Origin of the sequence: Candidatus Villigracilis proximus (assembly GCF_016717045.1) — a bacterium.
GTDB lineage: Bacteria > Chloroflexota > Anaerolineae > Anaerolineales > Villigracilaceae > Villigracilis > Villigracilis proximus.
This window is the reverse complement of sequence record NZ_JADJUO010000017.1, coordinates 1-20,751: the sequence shown is the minus strand read 5'-3', so window position 1 is coordinate 20,751 and position 20,751 is coordinate 1. Positions and strand designations below refer to the sequence as shown.

33 protein-coding genes and 1 pseudogene are annotated in these 20,751 nt (G+C 46.5%); 7 read left to right on the top strand and 27 right to left on the bottom strand.

The genetic code is table 11. From position 1 onward, the window contains the following. Window positions 1-58: 58 nt before the first annotated feature. The gene (locus tag IPL71_RS16990; RefSeq protein WP_345323662.1) at window positions 59-580 is read right to left on the bottom strand and encodes a hypothetical protein; all 522 of its coding nucleotides are present in this window, start codon (window positions 578-580) and stop codon (window positions 59-61) included. 490 nt (window positions 581-1,070) lie between these two features. On the opposite strand from IPL71_RS16990, the gene IPL71_RS16985 reads away from it, so the two are divergent. The 3 genes from IPL71_RS16985 to IPL71_RS16975 all read left to right on the top strand — a co-directional run bounded on the left by IPL71_RS16985 (window position 1,071) and on the right by IPL71_RS16975 (window position 3,085). Continuing rightward, the gene (locus IPL71_RS16985; protein ID WP_345323661.1) at window positions 1,071-1,538 is read left to right on the top strand and encodes an FAD-dependent oxidoreductase; all 468 of its coding nucleotides are present in this window, start codon (window positions 1,071-1,073) and stop codon (window positions 1,536-1,538) included. Beyond that, window positions 1,538-2,383, top strand: coding sequence for a hypothetical protein (locus IPL71_RS16980; protein ID WP_345323660.1), 846 nt, complete (start codon window positions 1,538-1,540; stop codon window positions 2,381-2,383). Before IPL71_RS16985 ends, IPL71_RS16980 begins: the two co-directional genes overlap by 1 nt. A gap of 108 nt (window positions 2,384-2,491) precedes the next feature. After that, window positions 2,492-3,085 carry a class I SAM-dependent methyltransferase gene (locus IPL71_RS16975; RefSeq protein WP_345323658.1) on the top strand — a complete coding sequence of 198 codons (594 nt, stop codon included), beginning with the start codon at window positions 2,492-2,494 and terminating at the stop codon, window positions 3,083-3,085. Between the two features lie 190 nt (window positions 3,086-3,275). Here IPL71_RS16975 and IPL71_RS16970 read toward each other — a convergent pair whose 3' ends face one another. From IPL71_RS16970 to IPL71_RS16895, 18 genes and pseudogenes are all read right to left on the bottom strand, one after another. Further along, window positions 3,276-4,241, bottom strand: coding sequence for an NAD(P)-dependent alcohol dehydrogenase (locus IPL71_RS16970; protein WP_345323657.1), 966 nt, complete (start codon window positions 4,239-4,241; stop codon window positions 3,276-3,278). Window positions 4,242-4,260: 19 nt separating this feature from the next. Continuing rightward, entirely contained in the window at window positions 4,261-4,476 is a 216-nt protein-coding gene (locus IPL71_RS16965) for a DUF4386 family protein (protein ID WP_345323908.1), read from the bottom strand. Continuing rightward, on the bottom strand, window positions 4,476-4,919 hold the full coding sequence (locus IPL71_RS16960) for a DUF4386 domain-containing protein (RefSeq protein WP_345323655.1): 444 nt from the start codon (window positions 4,917-4,919) through the stop codon (window positions 4,476-4,478). Before IPL71_RS16960 ends, IPL71_RS16965 begins: the two co-directional genes overlap by 1 nt. Beyond that, window positions 4,916-5,143 carry a helix-turn-helix transcriptional regulator gene (locus IPL71_RS16955; protein WP_345323653.1) on the bottom strand — a complete coding sequence of 76 codons (228 nt, stop codon included), beginning with the start codon at window positions 5,141-5,143 and terminating at the stop codon, window positions 4,916-4,918. The genes IPL71_RS16960 and IPL71_RS16955 overlap by 4 nt, the downstream gene beginning before the upstream one ends. 1 nt (window position 5,144) lies before the next feature. Then, complete coding sequence (locus IPL71_RS16950; RefSeq protein ID WP_345323651.1) at window positions 5,145-5,597, bottom strand: hypothetical protein; 453 nt, start codon at window positions 5,595-5,597, stop codon at window positions 5,145-5,147. A 515-nt stretch (window positions 5,598-6,112) separates the two neighbouring features. After that, the gene (locus IPL71_RS16945; RefSeq protein ID WP_345323650.1) at window positions 6,113-7,075 is read right to left on the bottom strand and encodes an NAD(P)-dependent alcohol dehydrogenase; all 963 of its coding nucleotides are present in this window, start codon (window positions 7,073-7,075) and stop codon (window positions 6,113-6,115) included. 273 nt (window positions 7,076-7,348) lie between these two features. Beyond that, a complete protein-coding gene (locus tag IPL71_RS16940) occupies window positions 7,349-8,305 on the bottom strand; it encodes an EamA family transporter (protein ID WP_345323649.1) in 957 nt (318 codons plus the stop codon). 316 nt (window positions 8,306-8,621) lie between these two features. Continuing rightward, window positions 8,622-9,467 carry a P-loop NTPase family protein gene (locus IPL71_RS16935; protein WP_345323648.1) on the bottom strand — a complete coding sequence of 282 codons (846 nt, stop codon included), beginning with the start codon at window positions 9,465-9,467 and terminating at the stop codon, window positions 8,622-8,624. A gap of 137 nt (window positions 9,468-9,604) precedes the next feature. Further along, window positions 9,605-10,528, bottom strand: coding sequence for a GNAT family N-acetyltransferase (locus IPL71_RS16930; RefSeq protein ID WP_345323647.1), 924 nt, complete (start codon window positions 10,526-10,528; stop codon window positions 9,605-9,607). A 183-nt stretch (window positions 10,529-10,711) separates the two neighbouring features. Beyond that, window positions 10,712-11,140 (bottom strand): GNAT family N-acetyltransferase, encoded by a 429-nt coding sequence (locus tag IPL71_RS16925; RefSeq protein WP_345323646.1) that lies wholly within the window; start codon window positions 11,138-11,140, stop codon window positions 10,712-10,714. Between the two features lie 158 nt (window positions 11,141-11,298). Beyond that, window positions 11,299-11,547: a hypothetical protein gene (locus IPL71_RS16920; protein WP_345323644.1), complete on the bottom strand. Its 249-nt coding sequence runs from the start codon at window positions 11,545-11,547 to the stop codon at window positions 11,299-11,301. A 367-nt stretch (window positions 11,548-11,914) separates the two neighbouring features. Then, complete coding sequence (locus IPL71_RS16915) at window positions 11,915-12,349, bottom strand: hypothetical protein (protein WP_345323642.1); 435 nt, start codon at window positions 12,347-12,349, stop codon at window positions 11,915-11,917. A gap of 423 nt (window positions 12,350-12,772) precedes the next feature. Further along, window positions 12,773-13,147 carry a histidine phosphatase family protein gene (locus IPL71_RS26105; RefSeq protein ID WP_514130811.1) on the bottom strand — a complete coding sequence of 125 codons (375 nt, stop codon included), beginning with the start codon at window positions 13,145-13,147 and terminating at the stop codon, window positions 12,773-12,775. Between the two features lie 337 nt (window positions 13,148-13,484). Further along, window positions 13,485-13,670, bottom strand: a complete 186-nt coding sequence (locus tag IPL71_RS16910; protein ID WP_345323640.1) for a hypothetical protein — start codon at window positions 13,668-13,670, stop codon at window positions 13,485-13,487. Window positions 13,671-13,795: 125 nt separating this feature from the next. Continuing rightward, a complete protein-coding gene (locus tag IPL71_RS16905) occupies window positions 13,796-13,996 on the bottom strand; it encodes a CoA transferase (RefSeq protein WP_345323906.1) in 201 nt (66 codons plus the stop codon). Window positions 13,997-14,193: 197 nt separating this feature from the next. After that, window positions 14,194-14,469 carry a CoA transferase gene (locus IPL71_RS16900; RefSeq protein WP_345323638.1) on the bottom strand — a complete coding sequence of 92 codons (276 nt, stop codon included), beginning with the start codon at window positions 14,467-14,469 and terminating at the stop codon, window positions 14,194-14,196. Between the two features lie 58 nt (window positions 14,470-14,527). After that, window positions 14,528-14,842: pseudogene (locus IPL71_RS26100) on the bottom strand (CoA transferase). Beyond that, complete coding sequence (locus tag IPL71_RS16895) at window positions 14,823-14,987, bottom strand: CoA transferase (protein WP_345323904.1); 165 nt, start codon at window positions 14,985-14,987, stop codon at window positions 14,823-14,825. The pseudogene IPL71_RS26100 and the gene IPL71_RS16895 overlap by 20 nt, the downstream one beginning before the upstream one ends. 136 nt (window positions 14,988-15,123) lie before the next feature. On the opposite strand from IPL71_RS16895, the gene IPL71_RS16890 reads away from it, so the two are divergent. Then, a complete protein-coding gene (locus tag IPL71_RS16890) occupies window positions 15,124-15,348 on the top strand; it encodes a hypothetical protein (protein ID WP_345323637.1) in 225 nt (74 codons plus the stop codon). A 958-nt stretch (window positions 15,349-16,306) separates the two neighbouring features. On the opposite strand, the gene IPL71_RS16885 is transcribed toward IPL71_RS16890, so the two are convergent. From IPL71_RS16885 to IPL71_RS16860, 6 genes are all read right to left on the bottom strand, one after another. Then, window positions 16,307-16,654 (bottom strand): nitroreductase/quinone reductase family protein, encoded by a 348-nt coding sequence (locus IPL71_RS16885; RefSeq protein ID WP_345323635.1) that lies wholly within the window; start codon window positions 16,652-16,654, stop codon window positions 16,307-16,309. After that, window positions 16,651-16,815 carry a hypothetical protein gene (locus tag IPL71_RS16880; RefSeq protein WP_345323633.1) on the bottom strand — a complete coding sequence of 55 codons (165 nt, stop codon included), beginning with the start codon at window positions 16,813-16,815 and terminating at the stop codon, window positions 16,651-16,653. Before IPL71_RS16880 ends, IPL71_RS16885 begins: the two co-directional genes overlap by 4 nt. A 52-nt stretch (window positions 16,816-16,867) precedes the next feature. Beyond that, window positions 16,868-17,056, bottom strand: coding sequence for a hypothetical protein (locus tag IPL71_RS16875; RefSeq protein WP_345323632.1), 189 nt, complete (start codon window positions 17,054-17,056; stop codon window positions 16,868-16,870). 142 nt (window positions 17,057-17,198) lie between these two features. Then, a complete protein-coding gene (locus IPL71_RS16870) occupies window positions 17,199-17,471 on the bottom strand; it encodes a hypothetical protein (RefSeq protein ID WP_345323630.1) in 273 nt (90 codons plus the stop codon). 489 nt (window positions 17,472-17,960) lie between these two features. Further along, complete coding sequence (locus IPL71_RS16865) at window positions 17,961-18,341, bottom strand: D-aminoacyl-tRNA deacylase (RefSeq protein WP_345323629.1); 381 nt, start codon at window positions 18,339-18,341, stop codon at window positions 17,961-17,963. A gap of 11 nt (window positions 18,342-18,352) precedes the next feature. Further along, window positions 18,353-18,517 (bottom strand): hypothetical protein, encoded by a 165-nt coding sequence (locus IPL71_RS16860; protein ID WP_345323628.1) that lies wholly within the window; start codon window positions 18,515-18,517, stop codon window positions 18,353-18,355. On the opposite strand from IPL71_RS16860, the gene IPL71_RS16855 reads away from it, so the two are divergent. Both IPL71_RS16855 and IPL71_RS16850 read left to right on the top strand, forming a co-directional pair. Further along, window positions 18,465-18,638, top strand: a complete 174-nt coding sequence (locus IPL71_RS16855) for a hypothetical protein (RefSeq protein ID WP_345323916.1) — start codon at window positions 18,465-18,467, stop codon at window positions 18,636-18,638. The two genes, IPL71_RS16860 and IPL71_RS16855, sit on opposite strands and share 53 nt — an antisense overlap. After that, a complete protein-coding gene (locus IPL71_RS16850) occupies window positions 18,616-18,882 on the top strand; it encodes a hypothetical protein (RefSeq protein ID WP_345323627.1) in 267 nt (88 codons plus the stop codon). The genes IPL71_RS16855 and IPL71_RS16850 overlap by 23 nt, the downstream gene beginning before the upstream one ends. 229 nt (window positions 18,883-19,111) lie before the next feature. On the opposite strand, the gene IPL71_RS16845 is transcribed toward IPL71_RS16850, so the two are convergent. Continuing rightward, a complete protein-coding gene (locus IPL71_RS16845) occupies window positions 19,112-19,321 on the bottom strand; it encodes a hypothetical protein (protein ID WP_345323626.1) in 210 nt (69 codons plus the stop codon). A 15-nt stretch (window positions 19,322-19,336) separates the two neighbouring features. Continuing rightward, window positions 19,337-19,519, bottom strand: a complete 183-nt coding sequence (locus IPL71_RS16840; RefSeq protein WP_345323625.1) for a hypothetical protein — start codon at window positions 19,517-19,519, stop codon at window positions 19,337-19,339. 704 nt (window positions 19,520-20,223) lie between these two features. Here IPL71_RS16840 and IPL71_RS16835 point away from each other — a divergent pair. After that, the gene (locus IPL71_RS16835) at window positions 20,224-20,526 is read left to right on the top strand and encodes an FmdB family zinc ribbon protein (protein ID WP_514130808.1); all 303 of its coding nucleotides are present in this window, start codon (window positions 20,224-20,226) and stop codon (window positions 20,524-20,526) included. Window positions 20,527-20,751 lie beyond the last annotated feature (225 nt).

Genomic DNA, 20,751 nt, shown 5'->3' with positions numbered 1-20,751 from the left:
ACAACGCCATATACCTGTTGACGGTAAATCCCCGTAAAACTTACCCATAAAAATTGGATTACTGACAGGCTGGCCGGTTATCCAGGGTTAATGCATCGGGTTTGAGCATGCAATAGTACGGCTGAACCAGATTACGCAAACCGAGAAATGGATCGTGTAATTCAGTCTTTTCCAGCGGAATATCCACCGGGACATTTAAAACAACAGGTACGGTTGTATCCACAGGAACGGTCAAGTTTAGCACAACGGGCAGGTTCGTCCCCTGCGGCAGGACGATGGTTGTTAATGCTCTGGTGATGTTCAATCCACCGGTGTTGACGGTGACCAGCGCATTAGTGATCGTCACATCCTGACTTAAGATGACGTTGGTATTCTGATTCAGTTGAAGATCAAACTTAACCGGGATCGTGGTTTCCACGGGAATATTGGTAATAATATGAGCGCGATCCATCTTTTCAAAATTCGTATACAACCCGCCCAGCAGGTTTGTGCCCAGATCCATCACACCGGAAACCTGTAAGGTTTTTATGTTCAAGAGCAAAACACCAAGAACAATGAGCAGCACCAGATTTACAATCATTGAAAAAATGCTGGCGATCGTCCAAAAGGCCGGGAAGAAATTAAATTTTCTCTGCGACAAAGCATCAGGGTCGAGTCGCTTTTTTGAAACAGGAGCAGGTTTCAGCGGAGTCTGATGCGCGGCATCCTTATGGGCTGAAGCAGCCGCTTGCTTATCCTCCTGTTCGGGAAGAAAAGAGGATGCAGAAGCGTCCGTCTTTTGGGAAGGCGTGTCAGCGGAGATGTGTTTCCAAGCAATTTTCGTAAACGTGCGCCCGGATCATTTTTGGAATTGTTATTCATGGAGCCTCCTATTGGGAATAAATTTGAAGCAATGATGGCATTTGGTCTATATTAACACAGATGCACAAGTGCTTAATAAAATGGCATCGGGCATAAATCATTATAGCAATAATAAAGGCGCCATTAGAATTTAATTTGGTGGCTTGTAGTTTGTCCAAATACGAAATATAATCTCACCGTTTTTGTCTAATTTATTACGGAGGAAGAAAGTGAACGAGTCTCGTTATTTTGTTGCAGTGATCGGCGCAGGGCCAGCAGGTCTTTTTGGCGCACGCGAATTGGCCAACCAGGGCGCACATGTTGTATTATTTAATCGCGATATAAAACCGGGCGGTTTGGCAGAGTATGGAATTTATCCTGAAAAGCATACGATGAAAGAGGGTCTTCGTAAACAGTTTCGCGGCGCGATGGACAATCCTAATCTTGATTATTATGGAAATGTTGTCGTTGGCAACAATGGCGATATTACTCTTGATGAATTACGCAGTTTCGGCTTTGACGCGATTCTTGTCAGCGCGGGAGCGCAAGGCACCAAGTGGCTGGGATTGCCGGGCGAGAACCTTGAAGGCATCTATCATGCGAAAGAGATCGTTTATGGGTACAACCATCTTCCGCCGTTCAGCCAGAAAAATTTTCGTTTCGGAAACGCTGCGCGATCATTGGCGCCGGCAATGTGATGGTGGACATTGCACGTCATTTGATCAACGAACAAAACGTGGAGGAAGTGACCGCCATTGTGAGACGCGGCCCCGCAGAAGTGAACTTCACCAAAGAAGAAATGAAGCATCTCATCTCCTATTTGGATTTGGATGACTTTGAACGTGAGTTGGCGCGCGTAAAGCCCGCTGTGGAAGCGGTTCAACAGGACCTGGAAACTGGTCGCAAAAAAGTTTTAGATTCTCTCGCGAAAGCAGACCCCAAAACCGCCAACGCGAAATTCCGTTTTGACTTCCTCGCCTCCCCCATTGGCATGAGCGGAGAGAACGGCCTGCTCACCAAACTGGAAGTGGAAGATAATTTTCTGGTTGAAAAAAATGGCGGCCTCAGCGCTGAAGGCACCGGCAATAAACGTACGATTGATGTAGACACAGTCATCTTTGCCATTGGCGATAAAGTGGATGGTTCCTTTGGTCTGCCGACAGAACGGAACGAGTTCATCAAGAATAAAGAACCGCGCTTCCCGGTGGATGATATTTCCTATGAATCCACAATAGACGGTATTTTTGTGGGCGGTTGGTCACGTAAAGCCAGCGAAGGTTTGGTTGGTTACGCGCGTAAAGATGGCACGAACGCGGCCAAAGCGGTTTTGCAATATCTGGAAAGCAAACAACCTACCAACGCAAGCAATGAAGCGGTCACAGCCAAAATCAAAAGCTTGAACAAGCCTATCGTCACAAAAGAAGATGTCAGACGGCTTGAAGCGGTTGAGGCGGAAGAAGCCACCAAACGCGGACTTGAAGAGTTCAAGTTTGACAGCAACGAGGAAATGTTACAGGCAATGGGCCTGGCAGAAACCGCATAATTATCTACTCTTAATTTAGGACGCAGATAAACGCTGATTTACGCTGATAAAGCGGATATCAGCGTTTTCTGATTTATCTATATCCGATTTATTTTTTATGAGGAACTCATGAAACTATCAACCCCTGAATTTCGCGCCATGCAATCCATTCCCCGCAAGCTGGGACAGCGATTCTTCGAAATGCCCACCTTCCGCCAAATGGGGCTGGAGTTACAAAATAAGGATGTGCTTGAGATCGGCTGCGGCTCCGGCTACGGCGCATCTTTACTTGATCAACTTCAACCCAAAAGTTATATTGGTCTGGATGTAATGACCGAGCAAGTGGAATTGGCGCGGAGAAATTATCCGCGGTTTGAGTTCTTGATTCAAGACGCCGAGAATTTAAGCCAATTTGCAGATGAAAGTAAAGATGCGGTCATCATCTTCGGTGTGCTGCATCACATTCCCAACTGGCGCAAAGCGATCGAGGAAATTACGCGGGTGCTCAAACCAAACGGCAGCCTCTTCCTTGAAGAACCACGCGGTGTGGATATAAAGTTTTTTGATTCCATCTTCCGCTGGGGGCATCCCGATACAGATTTTGGTTTGAAGGCTTTGGATGAACATCTTTCAATACAGGGATTAAAAATCGTCAACAAGAGATGGACTCCGTTGTTGACGATGTATCATGTGAGAAGAATCAACAGCGTGAAAACTGTCTGAGAAAGTGTCTGAAAGTCAGTTTTCTTTACCACAAAGACACCAAGTCACGGAGACACCAAGAAAAAAACTTTGTGACTTTGAGTCTTTGAGACTTTGTGGTTAATTTTTCAGACACTCTTTGAGATCTGGAATCCGCTGTGGTTATATCAGGATGCGTGGTTGTGATCCAAAACGATAACTACGTTTCCTTTTACTTTCCTGATTCAACGTAGCGGTGAGCCTCGGGGATTTGTTCCAATGGGAAACGTTTGTCGATGATCGACTTTAACTTCCCGGCCTCGATCAACTCTTTGATGGAATGCAGGTCTGCGATATTTTCACCAGACAACGCACAGATCACTTTTTTATCGCCGATCTTTGAAGTCCATAACATTTGAAGGAGTTGTTTCATTTTGAAACTGGCCAGTAGATAACGTCCGTTTGGATTTAACGAGCTTTTACACTGCGCAAATGAACTCCTGCCCAGGATGTCAAAAATAAGATCATAGGTTTCGCCGTTTTTGGTAAAGTCCTCTTTGGTGTAATCAATCACCTTGTCAGCGCCCAGAGACTTAACAAATTCGAGCCGTGGCGTGCCGCATACTCCGGTAACTTCTGCGCCATAATGTTTGGCGAGCTGCACCGCAGCAGAACCGATCGCGCCTGAAGCACCATTGATCAGGACTTTTTGTCCGCGTTGAATGTTTACTGCTCGAAGCAGATTCAAGGCGGTCAGCGCTCCATACGGGACAAGAGCAGCTTCATCGTATGTCATGTTCGCGGGCTTGATTGCCACCAATCCATTTTCAGGCATACAGATATATTCGGCATTCGCGCCCATGCTCTGAGCACGATATCCAAAAACATCGTCACCGGTTTTAAATAGTTTTACATCTTTGCCGACAGCTTCGATCTTTCCTGCCAACTCGCTTCCCAGAATTCTATTTTTGGGTTTGTTAAATCCAAATGCAAATCGCGCAAGTATCCAAAAAAGAAAAGGCATATTGAATCTGCCAGGGGGAGTTCCCTTAAAGTTTCGCGCCAAAGTATCACCATAATTTACTGAGACCGCGTATATTTTTATCAGAACTTCATTATCCTTCGGTGCAGGTTTTTCAACTTCTGCGAGATGAAGAACATCGGGTGAACCGTATTCGGTGTATATGATTGCTTTCATGATGACATCCTCTAACTTCCTATGCCGTCGCGTTTACAGCGGACGGATTAAATCCTTTGGCGATCAGCCAAATTCCCATAAAGATCTCATTCAAGATGATAGGGAGGGCAAAGATCATGCTTATTCCCATGCCGGCTTCCAAGCCGAACGTTGACAGCAAGTTCAATGTCAAAATCAACACAGCCGCGAGGAGTCCCCAAATTGGGATAAATCGCGGCAGGAGTTTCGATTGAATCAGCGAGAAGTAAAGCAGGAGGGCACCGAGGCTGAAAAAGACGGGAACCAGCAGCCCCGAAATGCTCGCACGTCCGCGATGGACAAAACAGCCGACGCTTGAGGCTGGTTTTGCCCCAACCGAATCAGCGACAACGGGCTGACAACAATCAGACTGCAAAACACTGTTTCCACAATTCTGAGGCTGAGATATCCAACAGCCTGGGTTTCATTGTGCCGCTTCAAGACGGTGAACATGAGAACACCAATTCCAATTACCGCAATGGCATTGACCAGTTCAAGCAGCACGCCCACGACCAGCACTGTCTCATTTTCGGAAACAGCGGTGAAGAGTTTGGGGGCAGAGATAACGGATTCGACCAATCCCCCGCCGAGCAGGCTTGCCACCATCGCAACTAGAAACAACATTCCCACAGTTGAGGCTGTCTTTCTATCTGAAATCATTTTTCATCTCCTTCAAGTTCATATGAAAATACTTCCTGCAATGGCACGCCGAAAACGAGAGCAATCTTGAAAGCCAATTCCAGCGAGGGGGCGTACTTTCCGCCTTCGATGGCGATGATGGTCTGCCGCGTCACGCCGACCTTTTCAGCCAGTTGTTCCTGCGTTATTTCGTCGTGGTTGAATCTCAACTTGCGAACATTGTTTCGGACTTTATATTTATCCATCCTAGAACCCCTTTTGATAAAGATACAGCTGCGAAATATCTCCGATGATTTCGCCAAGGATGGATGAGAGAATCAGCAGGCTGAACATCACGAGCGGCGGCTGACCAAAGGCAAAACTCAGCATGGCAATCAATACCCCGATCGAAAACGCAATGTACGAAACCTTGCTGCCTTTCAGCCCGATCAGGTTATCCCGCTCGTCTTCGATGAACTTCTCCACATGTTCCGATCTTGTCTTTATCGCATGGACGATGCTCAACAAAATGTTGGTCAGAATGTTGCCGATGATGTTCACGATGATGGTTGACACAATGACGATCGCCCAAAGGCTGAAGACTTTCGTCGAGACCAGTCCGCCCGCCTGTTGCATTTGGAACAGATTGACCAGATAGTAGACCACGATCAGCAGGTGGCTGACCAAAGAAACCGCAATACTTTTCTCTTGATATGTCATATTTTCCTCTTTTTGTATACTTATGTTTACTTTATGTAACTTTCGATATACATATAGTATTACAAAGCATACATAATGTCAAGTATTTTTTACATTTTTTTAGGAAAATGGACTGTTGACGGCTGGAATCGCGACTTGCCGCCGAAAAAAGGAACAGCCGCCCAAACGCGACCGTTCTCCAAACTGCTTCCTTTCCTTTTGTGCCACTGACGAATTCTTTTAAACCCAAGTCCACGCATACCAAACTGTGACGACATTGAAAGCCAGGCTGACAGCCACACAGAAACCTTCTCACGGGGGGCAACCCCCCCCCCCCCCCCCCCCCCCCCCCCCCCCCCCCCCCCCCCCCCCCCCCCCCCCCCCCCGACCCCCCCGCCCCCCCCCGCCCGGGGGGGCCCCGCCCCCCCCCCCCCCCCCCCCCCCCCCCCCCCCCCCCCCCCCCCCCCCCCCCCCCCCCCCCCCTCTTTCCAAAGATAAACAATCATCCGCACTCCTGCAGCGCAGGTTTTCATTTGTTATTTATGCTCTACAGTGATGACTACTTTCCCACGCGCCCGGCTTGTTTCAAGATAGCGGATCGCTTCGGGCGTCTCACTTAACGGGTAGGCTCTATCAATAACAGGGACTATCTTCCCGCTTTCAAGAAGCTCCTTGATAAAGAGCAAGTCTTTTTTGTTTGCACTCGCTGTCTCCATCAAACCAACCTGTTTGCCGCCAAAGAACATAGCACTGAACAAAAGAGGCAGGGATGTGAACCCGGCAATGGAACCAATCCCATTGGGAGTTAAAGCGCGCTTCAAATCTGAAACCGAACGATTTCCGATCGCATCAAAGATGAAGTCATAATGCTGACCATTATTCGTAAAATCCTCTTTGGTGTAATCAATGATATGGTCCGCGCCGATCGAGCGCACCAGTTCCAAATTTCGTGTGCTGCATACGCCTGTGACTTCAGCCCCGTATGATTTAGCGATCTGCACCGCAAAGGTCCCCACCCCACCGGATGCGCCGTTGATCAAAACTTTTTGACCGGATTTAATCTGTCCTTTGTCGCGCAGTCCCTGCAAAGCAGTGAATGCCGCCAAAGGAACTGCCGCCGCCTGCTCAAAGGTCATATTGACCGGCTTCAAGGCAAATGTGTCTTCACTGGCGCATACATACTCAGCAAAACTGCCCATTTTATTTAATGACAGTTCCCCAAAGACCTCATCCCCTGTATGGAATTGCGTCACGTTTTTACCTGTTGCTTCCACACGCCCGGCGACATCCGCACCGAGTCTTGGGTGTTTTGGTTTGAAAAGTCCATTGACCAGGCGGGCCAGAAATGGCGCGCCGCGCATAATGTGCCAGTCAGCGGGATTTGCAGATGCCGCATGGACTTTTACCAGGACTTCATCATCCCCGGGGATGGGTTTTTCCACATCCGTAAACTGAAGGACATCCGGCGATCCGTATTTTGTGAATAGTATGGCTTTCATGCTGCTCCTTATTAAAAATAGCCCGAGTAAATCTTTTCTTTCTTTACGTGTTATCTCATAAAAAGGTTTCACAAAGTGCAGGGAGAATCAAAATATGAAAATCGCAAACATTTGATTGATGCAGATATTTCCCGCTATACAAAGTGACCACATCCCTGCCAGAAGATGCGGTCACAGTTTTTACTTGTAGTTTTAAAGCTCTTATGCAAAATCAGTTACGACATCCCATCGCACTCCATCGCCGTATTGAACACAATCACTTGCACCATGCTCCTACGAAGGCAGTGCAGGTGCTTCTGCGAAAAGGCAATAACTTGATTGATTTAAACGTGCTTTAAAATGCTCAAAAAAAAGCGGAATTAAAGTGCAGTGACAACTATACCGATAATAGCCATAACGATTCCGAGACCTTGAATTTTGGTAATTTTGTCTTTCAAGAAAACAATAGCCAGTGTTATCGTCACTATTGATAATGCGGAGGCAATCGGCGTAATTAAATATTGCATCTCCAATTGTCAACCCATAATTAACGAGCGCCACTGCGCCAGCTTCAACTGTCCCCATCAATAAAATTATGCGTTTTGTTTTCGTCGAAACTTTATTCAAACCAATTTCTTGTTTTACAAGAAGCGAATAGATTAACAAGAATAAGACAATTCCAAGTTTTACAAACAGAGTCGTTAATAACCACCCGGCTTGTTCAGAAATAATCTCGCTAATATTCCAAAAAACACCAAAGAAAAAAGCCCCAAAGACAGCTTCTTTGACACCAGCGGAAAGTTGGAATCTTTGATTCCTAATTTCATTCCAATTTAAAGATGCAAAAGCAGCGCCCAAAATAATCATCAAAACACCTACAGTTTGCAAGGTGGAAAGCCGCTGCCCCATAAATATAAACGCAAACAACATGGTGAACACAGCCCACAAATTCATCGTCGCGGCAATAATTGACACATTGCCTATCTCAAAACCTTTGAAGAAAAACAAATACCCGGCAGAATAAAGCGCTGCTGCGATCAAGGACAAAACGAATACCAAAAGAGAACTATTGACGTTTGATTTAAAAACAATGGCAAGCAGCAAGACGGAAATTAAACCAGCCAATTGCGACCAAAACAAAGATTTGAAAGCCCCGATTTTTTTAGCAAAAACGCCGCCGAGAAAGTCATATACGCCCCATCCAAACATGCCGCCTATTCCCAACAATATACTTAGGATGGTTGTACTCATGGATGTTATGAACCTTCTTTGTATCTCAATTAATTTATTTATGACAAAACGAAGCGCTCAACCATTTGTGCAGACTGTCCGCCTGGGCGGCGTGGACCCTGTTCGGAAGCAGAAAAAGCTCGAAGTCACATGTACACGAAATGCTTGAGGTTGGTGCGGCAAAACTCCCAAAGTCCAATCTGCACTTTGTTGGAGCGGTTTTTAAGTCTTACTAAATACTTGATTGTTATATTCCCACTCGTAATTTCCGTGGACATTAAACTGCATACGATCCTGATTTTTTTGGAAATGCAATTCCACAGGAAATGATATTAACTCAAACACATGATCTGCCATACATCGCATGGGCATATAGGGCCAAAATAAGGACGTATATAGACATTTGTTTTATCGTCATAATTAATGATCCATTCTCAGTCTCGGGCTCCATTCTCTGCCATCGATAGGTGCCAAGATATTGCGGCATGTCACATGGATGAGGATCCACTTTCCCATACTCCAAACCCAAAAAGGTGGTGATTTCCTGCGAATACTGATCCCATTTTTCTTCGCTTGTATCTATTTTAATCTTTGAACACTGTAATCGATCAAATATCTGCATCATCTTGATCTGTTCATATTCAATGGCAGCAAACATACTGTTTTCGTTTACATAATCATGATGCTTAAAGTACACATGCAAATCATCTCTTCTAAGCATTAGGTCGCGCCACCATTTCCCCCGGGCGAGAAAGGCTTTTTCCAGGCTTGCCCGAAGATTCGGACGATGTAGGAAAACCAGGATGGGATTTAATTCGTTGATGACCTCCAATACCTGCGAAGAATAGGTAACGATATCATCCTCATTCCAGAGACTATGAATAAAATACCGGTCGTAGGCATGCAAAAAACATCCTTCAGTAACACACACTTTCCCAGACGACTTGATTGAATCTCGAAATGCCATCCACTTCTGTAACATCCCAACCCTATTTAATTCCATGCCTTCAGTAGTATTCAATTCGCCAAAGGTGAATTCTTGATGCCGTATGGGATGAGTTTCGCACTCTTCATGCAGCCAGTAGACATCATGAGTCAGGGCGATCTGTTTATATACACTTTTTGAAATACTGGATTTACCTACTGAGCAGTGTCCATCGACGATGAGTAGTTTTGTGTTCATTCAGGATCTCCATCGATTCTTTCTAGTTCCCTTAACGTTCAACCGTTTACGTAGACTGTCTGCCGGGGCGAAGACGGCGAAGCGCCCCAGCATCAAGTGCATGGTTTGTTGGACGGTGGTTTTAAAATGGCTCTACGCTACTCGGTTTCATAATCTTTTCGATATACGAGAACATCTTGTATCGTCTGAAAATCAAACGACTCGTAAAGCCGAAAAGCAGTATTCCGATAGTTATCTGTTTCAACAAAAATATTCTGCGCTCCAAGAGACTGGAGGCGGCGTAATCCTTCTGAAAGAGCGACTCGCCCAAGAGCATATTGTCGAAAATCTTTATGGCTGCCTAATGGCTCAACATGCCCTGTCATTGAATTTTCATCGAACCAGCAAATACAAAAAGCAACCAGACGTTTATCAGGAGATTCAACAACTATATCTAAATCTGGCTTGTAACCAGGATGCTGAAGTGTGCGAGTGCGCCAATCTAATGTCATGTTTTTGCTTTCAAAAACAGATTGATGAAGTTCCACATATTTCTGAACTTCTGCCAATGGGCGAACAATAAAACCTGAGCGAGCTTCATATATTTTTACAGGTGTCTGAGATGAGCGACGCATGAGCACTTTTGACCAAGAATCTTCGCCTACATCCGACTGACATTTGAAACCTGCATTTTCCAAGTCGCGAATACGGTTATTTTGGCCGGAGAAAACCATGACAAACCATGCAGGACGCGCATACAGCGTATTCTGTGTTGCTTGCGCGCGTTGATCTGCCCATGAAAGGATTTCTTGATGCAGATGCGATTCTTGTTCAGGATGACATACATAATCAATAGTCCAAAAAGGTGTTTGAAGTACCGCCCAAGCAACAAGTTGTTGGTTTTCATCAAACCATAAACTGATGTTTTCAGGATTGTCAAACGCCCATGAACTAAAACGGTAGGGCAAATCTACATTATGGAGATTGCTTTCTGAACATTGGCGAGCCAGAGCAGACATTAGATATTTGTCTTGCTCGGTTGAAAAGGGGCGTTGAGTTATAGCCATACGATAATCATCCATAATTATTCTGAAATTTCTACTGAGTGAACCGCCCAACCGTTTGCGTAGACTGTCTGCCGGGGCGGAGACAGCGAAGCCATCCAACTGAAAAACTGCTCGACACGAAGTTTGCCGCAGAATACCGCACATCAGATGCACGCTTTTTAGGCTGCCTATTTAGGCTGTTACGGCTGGAGAGCATTATCACCGCTCGACTCTCAAACAAAAAGCGTCTTCTGATTCTTCATAAACTTTCATACCTGCTTTATGTAATACTCGCTGTGAAGCCAAATTCGACTTCCTGGTATTACGAGCAACAACTGCGCGACAAGATGTTTCTTCAAATGCCCACGCAATCATTGCTTTCACTGCTTCAGTCGTGTAACCTTGTTGTTGGTAACTTTGATCCATTCCATACCCAATTTCAGCTTCGCCATTCTGGTCGGGGGGTCCTTTAAAACCAACCAGACCTGCCCCGAAAGATACAGCACGAATAACGAGCAACCAATATGTATACCAGGCCAATTGGGCTTGATCAGCATGAGACATCTTAGAGAGTTTTTTACGAATAGCACGCTGTGTATCTTCGGTAACTATTTCTCGTGAGATCGGAATACCTAATTCCTGCTCCAACAAGTCTGGATATTCAAGATATTGTCGTAATTGAATCCGGTAAGTGGAATTATATCAAGCCGTTGAGTCTGTAATTTATACATCGACATTGTGACCTGCTTATTGAGCCGCCCGCCCCGGCGTCCAATTCGCTATTTGCCAGCCGGTTCACCGAAGTGTTATATTTTTGCCTTTGGGAAAAAGTCCATTGTCCAGTTCGTTTCCCAGGTAGCTCCCCCATCAGCAGAGAAAGCTTGTTCCCAACGGGGTTGATTTAATTTCAACAACTCCCACTTGAACTGAATCTTTATCGGCATGCCTTCGAGTATTTCATCGGCGAAGAATAAACCGATGCCGTTGGAAAACTCTCCCACCACAGGAGTATCCAGGGAATCAGAAAGCGACCATCCAACCACCAAATAGACCACTTTTTTGTCTCTGCATTATAGGAACGCAAGGCTATGGCGCGAAATGATAAGGCTGGAAAGTGAAGAAGGTTATCTTCCAGGTTCCCAAACCTCCAAGAATTTTCTTTGTGGAAGATTCCATCAAATTTTCCCATCTATTGCAGCCTTTAATCTTTCCTTTAGTCTGCGATGTTTAACCTCCCAATCACCAATTTCAAAATCAAAGTCATCTGGCGCACCCGGTAATAATTTCAGTAACATTAATCACCCCTGATAGTTTTAAATTTGGAAGCAGGAAACTGCTCGACGCGATTTTTCCTGTGCAAGTCAGCATCGCTTTGTTGAGCGGCTTTTTTGCCTTGAAATACCTGTAGGTTGCTTATGACTTTCATCTGTATGATTTCTTAAAGAAAAAATAATTATAAATACAAAGACCTAATGTCAATATCAGCATGAGAATATCAATGGTTGATGCTTTTGCTCCAATTACATTCCAACGATTGAGAAAACCAAATGTGGTGAAATCTAACCAACAGACAGGAAACAACAGACAATAAAACGCTATTTCTTTTTTCATCAACATTAATAACAGCGTAACTACGCCGCCAAAAACGTTGATAGTCCAAAACACAAATGGAACTAGGGGATAATTTTCAAAATAATCGATAACGACTTGATTGTAACGAAGATACTCAAAATAAGTTTGATTATGACTGACGGTCATAATGTAATCATACACAGCAATCCCATAAAGAAATAGAAACACCGCAACTATTAGAAGTAGATGCCAACTATACCGAACATTCTTTTTTTCTTTGCTCATTTCAATACTCTATCTGGCTCGTTAGTCTTTATATCTCCTGACTAACTAACCGTTTTGTATGTCCACAATTGAAAAGCAGATTACGTTTGCTTCACTTTTCAGCGTACAGTCTCACCTAACCGTTTGCATGGACTACGCTGACGCTGGAACAGCGAAGCCGTCCTAAAGTCAGATGTACGCTTATTAGGTGCTTTATCTCTTTAGCCAAACGATTATTAAATTCTAGGATTAGTTATTATCTTTTTGCATTATTACAACCCGGTACTTTTGGATTTTGCAAATTATCAAATTCTCAACAGTCCAATGAAACCAGCGTATTAAGAATAATCTTAAGGTCATTCCATGAGTTGGCTATCAATGTATTGTCTCGATAATTTTGTTTCCAAAATCTCGATAAAGTGTACGAGAAAAAGCAACTCCTATCTAAAACATCTGCGCAAGATTCCTCCATCTGGGATCTGATAATAAAGGTGCCGTATTTATCTCGATCTTTGTCGTCTCTTCGCCTACTTCGAGGTGGCGAAAATGTCCCCAGTCTTGTTCTCGTATACGATCTTCAAAGACTTTAATCACGTGGGCTACAATGTTTTTAGCTATTTGCGCATAAGTTTGTGGAGGTGATAGAAAGGCGAAAGGTATACGTGGACGGATCTTGTCCAATAATTTCTTTAATCTCTTTGCCGTAGTATTTAAGGCTTGATTAATACCCTCCTCTGTGAGGTTCAAAGCAAAATCAGGAACATTTTCATACTTGCGTTTATCAACATTACCTTCTGATTGACCATGTCGAACTAAAATTATGCGTTTTGATCCATAGGCTCACTTGAAATGGAGGAAAACACCCAACCGTTTGCATGGACTGCGCTGGAGCAGGGCCAAAGGAGCCGTCCAATTAGAAAGATGATGAGGCGCAGGAAACTGCTGAGGTTTTGCACGCGAAGCGCCCCAGCGTCAGATGTGCACGCTTTGTTGGGCACGTTCTGGAATTACTGCTAGCGAGATTTCTTGGCAGTTTCTTCTTGACAATCGTCCGTTACTTTCATTGTGTTTGACTTTTCTTTTCTCTTGAGTTCGCATCCAAATTCCAAGTTTGAATATCCATTGAATTTCTTCTGCGCCATAGTGCCATCGTAGCCTATTGCATATAGAATGTGCAGGCAGGTAATCTTCTTCCGCGCAAACCTAATTCGGCAAGAGTTGGCTCGTGGTTATACATCGTGAATGCGCCTGACATATCACCATCGAGCGTCCATCTTTCTTCAAGAGTTTTGAAATTTTTAGCAGAACCTTCATCTTTTACAGTCTTACTACCTTTTTTCATTTTATCCTCCATTTCCAGTTGAACTACCCAACCAGTTGTTATACAGCAATATTAACGCGTCTAACAACTCATATATAACTTCCCGATAACCCTGAAATTAAACACAGCCATGGTTATATACCCAATTAGTTCGCCAACTCCCTCAACACCTCATCAGTGTGCTCCCCCATCAACGGCGGAGGCAGGCGATATGTCACAGGCGTAGCGCTCATCTTAAGCGGCGAGCCGACCAGCGGCAGCTCGCCAATCGTGGGATGAGTCACCTTGATCAGCATCTCACGTTCCTGCACAGTTGGCATCGAAAAGACCTGCTCGAAATTCTGTATCGGTCCGCATGGAATTTCAGCCTCGTCCAGTTTTTTGCAGCTAATTCAGTAGCGTAGAAGCTGTTTTGAAAATTAAAACCAGCAAAGCAACGATCTCTTTCACGGTTTTGCACACGCGCAGCATCTGTGACGAATTTTTCATCCATGCCAAGCTCGGGCTTGCTAAGCATCTCGCATTAAGCGGGCGCGAACTGAGGTCATTTCCCACCGCAATTGCGAACCAAATCCGTCACTGGCTTGAAAACTTTGATAGGGAACAATATTCGGTGAAGAGGCCGTGACGTTTCGGCAGATCTCCCCGAGATCAAATAATTACCGGCCACATTCGCCAGCCAGCCCAATTGAGAGGCAAACAAGGCAATATCCAAATACTGCCCCTCACCTGTCAACGTGCGGGCTTGTAAGGCCGCCAGAATCGCAATGATCGCATTCTGCCAGGCAAAGAAATACACGAGCGCCACGCCTGTTTTCATGGGCTCACCCTCGTCTACCGCCGGGTAATGCCTATCAATCCGCCCATTGCCTGAATTGTCATAAAACGCACCGCTTATCCTTCATCGAACCCGTTTGACCGAAGCCCGTGATCGAACAATAGATCAATTTCGGATTCAACTGATGCAGGTGGCAAAATCCAAACCAAATCTTTCCAATGTCCCGGCGGAAATTTTCCACCAGCACATCACTTTGCAGCGCGATGTCACGCAAAATCTTTTTGCCTTCGTCCGTTTTTTAAATTGATCACCATGCCGCGCTTGTTACGATTGACGGACAAATAATACGCGCTCTCCTTTCCGCCAGAAACGGCGGCCCCCAACTGCGTGTCTCGTCACCTTCGGGCGGCTCCACTTTGATCACATCCGCACCCCAGGTCACCGAGAACCATCGTACAATAAGGGCCAGCCAGCACACGACTTAGATCCAACACACGAATTCCTTTGTGGGGTTTGTATAATTTTCCTCCATAAAAACCTGACAGGTCTTCATAAATCATTTGAATCGTACGGCTCTTATGAGACCCGTCAGGTTTGGGCATCAAACATGAAACGTGACTTATATTTCTGCAAAACCAATCATGAACACAGCGGGATTATTGGGATCTGCCCCGACCCACGCGCCGCTTATTAACTTTGACGCGTTCGGCGCCTTGTTACGAATCCGATCTCTCTGCGCTCGCGCCTGCCCTCGCCCAACCGGCCTTGATCGAATTCCCCGGCGGATCCTCGCTACATTCGGCTGCCAAATCCCGGCCTCTCAGCAGTGCTCAAAACAGTGAAGCAGCTGGAACCGGCGCTGACATGCCCATCATCGTCAACCTAATGGCAGACCGCCCCGAAGAGACGATGCGCATGTAGGTGCAAATGCTCGGAAGGCGTTGATAATATTGGTTGTTGAACTCGGTTTCGCTCCCTATCAAACGATATTATTCCCATTAAATTTGGAAACGTGTGTCGGGAGAAACCCTTAATATTCGCCAACCTCCCCCGCTGAACAAGTGCTATCCTCGGCCCGCGTTTAATTCAGTGAAGCGGCAGCGCCACAGCATCACCACCGCGCGGCGATGATGAACGATGAAAACAATAACAACTGGCAGATTGTATGGTCGGCCGTTATTTCCGCGCACGCTGGATATTGTCTACCGCTGCGACGATCGGAATGGCTCATCATCGGCGCAGGCGGCATCTGACGCAAACAAGACACGGCGGATAGCGCTGTCAGCGGGGGCAATGGCTGTCGAAATGGATGCCAGTTTCTGGTCCCGAAAGAAGCGAGCTAACAGTGGTGGAGAAAGCCGGGGCGTGGAATTCATCAAAATTTTTTTCGGACTGCAGACTTTAGTCTGCGGTTTCAGTAAGAGCGGACTAAAGTCCGCAGTCCATTTTTTGCGTAAGCTCTGGTAAAAGAAAAGAGTCCCGCTTTTCAGCGAGACTCTTTTGTGCGGTTCAGAATTAGAGAACTACGACGTCAGCAGCTTGCAAACCTTTGGGGCCGTTTTCGATGGTGAATTGACTTTCTGGCCTTCCTGGGTAAGTTTTTGAAGCCTTTCGCCCCGATTGCCGGAAAATGGACGAAGACATACCGGGCCGCCTTCACGTTCGATGAAGCCGAAAACCCTTTGAAATTACCTTGAACCATTTTACTGTACCGATTACACGATCAGACATTTTTTGCCTCCTACAGCAAATAAAAATAAGGTGACGCAGTATGTCTTTCATCGGGCGGTTAAAACAAAACACTTCAAAGGTTGTGCTTGATCATTATCTTCATATTTCCACAACGAAAAGCCACTTGCATCCTACAAGCGCAACTTTATCATGAAATTCTCATCTTGACAATTATTTTATTGGTTCCGAAATCATCACCGAATCCATGATGCGCGGCTCGATCTTGTATAGCGCGTACCCACTTATAGACCGAGACGGCCATCTGCCAATATTTTTCGCGTTCCTCGCCTTGTGTCTCGCGGCAACTATATTCGCCTGCCCGACCGTTGAGATTCACGGCATTGCGGGTGCGCTTAAGGTTGTAATACCAACCGGGACTATTCTTCTGTCCGAAGTTTGAGCCGATCAATGCGATCTTCTCGCCATCGATCAGGCTGACCAATGGCATGGTGCGCGGCCCGCCGCTTTTGGCGCCAATGGTTGTGATCTCGATCATGGGCAGGCCGACCAGTTCTGCGACGGTGTGTTTGCCTTTGCTAACTTCAAGACCACTGTATCCAGACGATGAAGTCCGATTGAGAGAAATGCAGAAACCGAGCGCATCATGGCGAAACGATGGGTAAAACGTTGAAAAGAGTAGTGTTTTTGGGTTGTCATATGAGTTTATCCATTTACCTTTTTAGTGGATTTTCGTTGCAACATAAACTGATCAAAAAAAAAGAAAATTGCGATCCAAAGACAAAGCGCCAATTGCAAGCCAACAGAAAGTGCGTGACGTTCCGGGCCATGGCGTTCCGTGCCAGGTGATGAAGAGATGCGGCAGGATGGGCAGATTGAGCAGAATGTACACACCCCACAGCGGATTAATGGTCCACGCGCGTTTCCAGATCGCGATCAATGCGCCGATGGTCAGAATGATCCACGGAAGCGATGAATTTCACCGATAAATAAACGGCTCAATGAACCACGGCAACAGCGGATCATATCCGCGGGCGAAGAATTTGCCGATATCTGCAAAGGCGATCAATCCTTGAAATTGATCAAGCGAATGTCAACCTAATACCGCGTATCGGGTTGGATAACAGCCACTTCATGTAACAGGTTTTGCCATGCGCTGCCAGCCAGATGCGATAATCTTTCAATTCTGGGTTGGGAGAGAAGGCGCTGTCTTGACTGTGCCCATAATTGTTGACCATCTCTAGCAGCGCCGGTGGGACGGGCATTCCGCAGGCTTCAAGAGAACGCAACGCTTCTGTGTTTAAGAGAATGCGGCGTCCAACAATATATTCGAACGGGAAGATCCAGGCGCGCACCGGTTTCGGAGTTGATGTTATTTAATGCGTAAAGAGAAAAAAGCAGCAAGGATTACGACTCGCGGCTGCGCCCAACGAAACAGCACAGCAAGAATCAGCATACCGGCCAGCATTTTCATAAAAGACAGGCATTTGTATCGTGGGTAAATGCAAGGAAAAGGCCGGCGACACACAGAGCGATGACCTTGTTCCACGCGCCAGCCGTGAGGGAGCTTCAGATGCCGAGGGCGAGGAAAAAGTACGAACCACGAGACAGAGACTCGGTCACTTCATGACATAAAGTCCCAGCTGGCGAGGTGCTCGAGACTCAAAGCGAGGATCACGCCAAAGGATAACAGTTGCAGTTTTCAGATTATCCGCATGGATTGCGCTGGACGAAGGAGGGCAAGCAGGCCCCAGGCGAGAATCGCGAACTGGCTTGGTGAAGCAAAGATGTCAGCGAGGTATTTTGTTCTTGAAATTCTTTAAGAGAAGAACATCAGCGGACGTTTATCTCCTAAAAGCGAATGTCTGAAGCGGGCTGTTGTGAAATTTAAGATAGGCGGTGGTATCCACTAACCACGCGGCGCAGACCGCAGCAGATTTGTTAAGCGGATGATGGCGCAGGCCAGAAAAAATAAACGCGAGCAGTATTTTTACTTTTTGGTTGGAGCTCGACATTTTATTTTCCAGCCAGATGGTAACCGGCCCGTCGTTGTGAATCCTAACTTTCATGCGCACGCCGAATTGACCGGTTTGAGTTTGCACGCCGTGACTGCGCAATAATTCGATGAAACGATCCACCAGCGGGGATGCAACCTCGGGCAGCGCGGCACCGCCAAGGACGGTCGGCGGCCTTCGCGCGCATCGGCGATAGCAACCAAACGACAACCGCCTCGCCTTTACATCGAGAACTGAGAGATTGGTCTTGCCTTGTTCATCTTCAAAGATGCTGCGCAGGCTGGCAGTTTCTCAGCGAGGAAAGTAGCCCGCTCTTCCCCATCGCCGTGACTAATGCCCACAGAAATCAGCAGACCATTTCCGATCTGGGGAAATAGTCTGCTCAAGTTGACTGTGACACTGGCCTGTGAAACTCTGGTTGGATTAATAAACGCATGGGGAAGAGAATGTAGACAGGAAACAGTAGGCAAGCAGGCATGTATACATGTTCACTTCGCCTACTTTTAAAATCCTACGGCAACTGCATGGCTTCGCGCACTTCGACCATGGTCTGTTCGGCAATGGCACGCGCGCCTTTGGCGCCGTCGTGCAGAATGTCTTCAATCTTATTGGGGCCGGCGGCCACCTTGGCGCGTTTGGCGCGGAACGGCTCCAGATGTTTGTTAAGGCTGGCGGCAAAGGCATCTTACAATCTACACAGCCGATGCCCGCTTTACGGCATTCGCTGTTGATCATATCCACTTCCTCTTGAGGAGAAAATAGTTTGTGCATGGTGAACACATTGCACACATCAGGATTGCCTGCATCGGTGCGGCGCTGACGTGCAGGGTTTGGTGACCATTTCCCTTCACGCGCTTCACGGTCACTTTCGGGCGTAGTGGCAAGTTCGATGTGGTTGTTCAAACTCTTGCCTCATCTTATCCTTGCTGTCACGGCCGACCACTTTCAGCACTTCGGTATGGTTTCACTTGCGGCCTTGACTAAGACCTTGGTCTTATAGCGATAATTGAAGAACGTACGATCTCACGCGCAAATTCGATATGGGGAGCCTGATCAATGCCGACGGGAACCACGTCCGTTTTGTAGAGGACAATGTCAGCGGTCATTAATACGGGATAGCCGACCAGCCCATAATTGATATTCTCAGGCTGTTGGCGCACCTTTTCCTTAAAGGTCGGCAGGTCGGTCAATCCTGCCGAACTGCGTCACCATTGAGCGTAGGTGTGCAACTCCATCACCTGCGGCACATGCGACTGCACAAAGATGATCGAATCTTTCAGGGCGCATCCCCGCCGCGAGCCAACTTGCGCCATTTCCATTGTGTTCTGTCTAATTTTGAGCGGTCTCCACGTGGTCAGCGCGTGGACATCCACAATAGACGCATTCATAATCTTCCTGCATCGCAACATAATTTCTTCATCGCACCCAAATAATTCCCAAGATAAGTTGACGACCGGTTGGGCGCGCGCCCGAAAAACTCTGCCTTTTTGCCATTCTTTATCCTTCAACCATTTTATGAATAAGATTGACGATCTCGCCCGCTTCTGCCTGACGCGTTTCGCCTGTAATTTCGAGAAGACTAACTCCCTGGGTTCACGCTGACCTCGAACCTGCCTCCGTCCGAGGAATGAGCGCCACCGACTGAATCATGCTCGTAATCTCTTGAGCAATTCATCCACCAGACTCACGGCCCGGTTGGTGGGGCCGTCAGACTGCGCAGATGATCTCGATGAAGTAGCGTGATATCCCTAAAAGACTGTTTTAATAAGTTTGGTTTTTGACCAAAGACACAAAGTCTCAAAGACTCAAAGGAAAAACTTAGTGGCTTGGTGCCTTTGTGACTTTCGTGGTGAAATTATTAAACAGTTTCTAAGACTTCGGAAGTCTATCAAAGTCTATATAATGGATCTGTTATCAACGATCCTTCGGCTGCGGATTTTCGGTGCAAAAGAACGCTCAATCCTTCGCTCAGGATGGCTTACGCTTATGTTAGAAAATTATAACATGGCGCGTTCAAGGCTTGCCCTCACTGTCAAATCGCGCTAGCAATCGCGCAATGCTGTTCCGGAAAGTTATGCAAGGAGAGAATTAAATGCCAGTCTATACTTATCGCTGTGAAGCCTGTGGAATCCACCCGAACGCCACCAACTTCTTCACCGACACCCCATTAAAGACTCCGCCCTGGGAATGCCGCAAGAAGGCATTAAAGAAGGTCATCACCCCGACCAAGATCATCTTCAAGGGGTCGGGCTTCAACGCTACAGATCACAAGTCACCTTTCGGGAGACACATCCAGCGCAAAAAGCTGAAAAAGCCGAGAAAGCTGAGAAGAAGGAAAGCGCTTCCCGGAGCACGGAGGGCAAGCCTTCAAAGAGCGAGAGTCGGAATAAAATAGCTTGGAAAGCGCAGCAAATTGCGCCGCGCTTTTGTTATCATTTTTATGCAAGTAAATAAGTGGAGAAAACCTCTGCGTTCATGGAAGAAGATATTCTTAAAGCGCTTGTCGATTCCGTCAACAGGAACGACCCAAAATACAGCCGACCCGATGACCGATCTGATCGGCGCGGGCCTGCTCGGCGGACAGCCACAAGCGGCGGGGTGAACCTGTCTGATGGGTGTG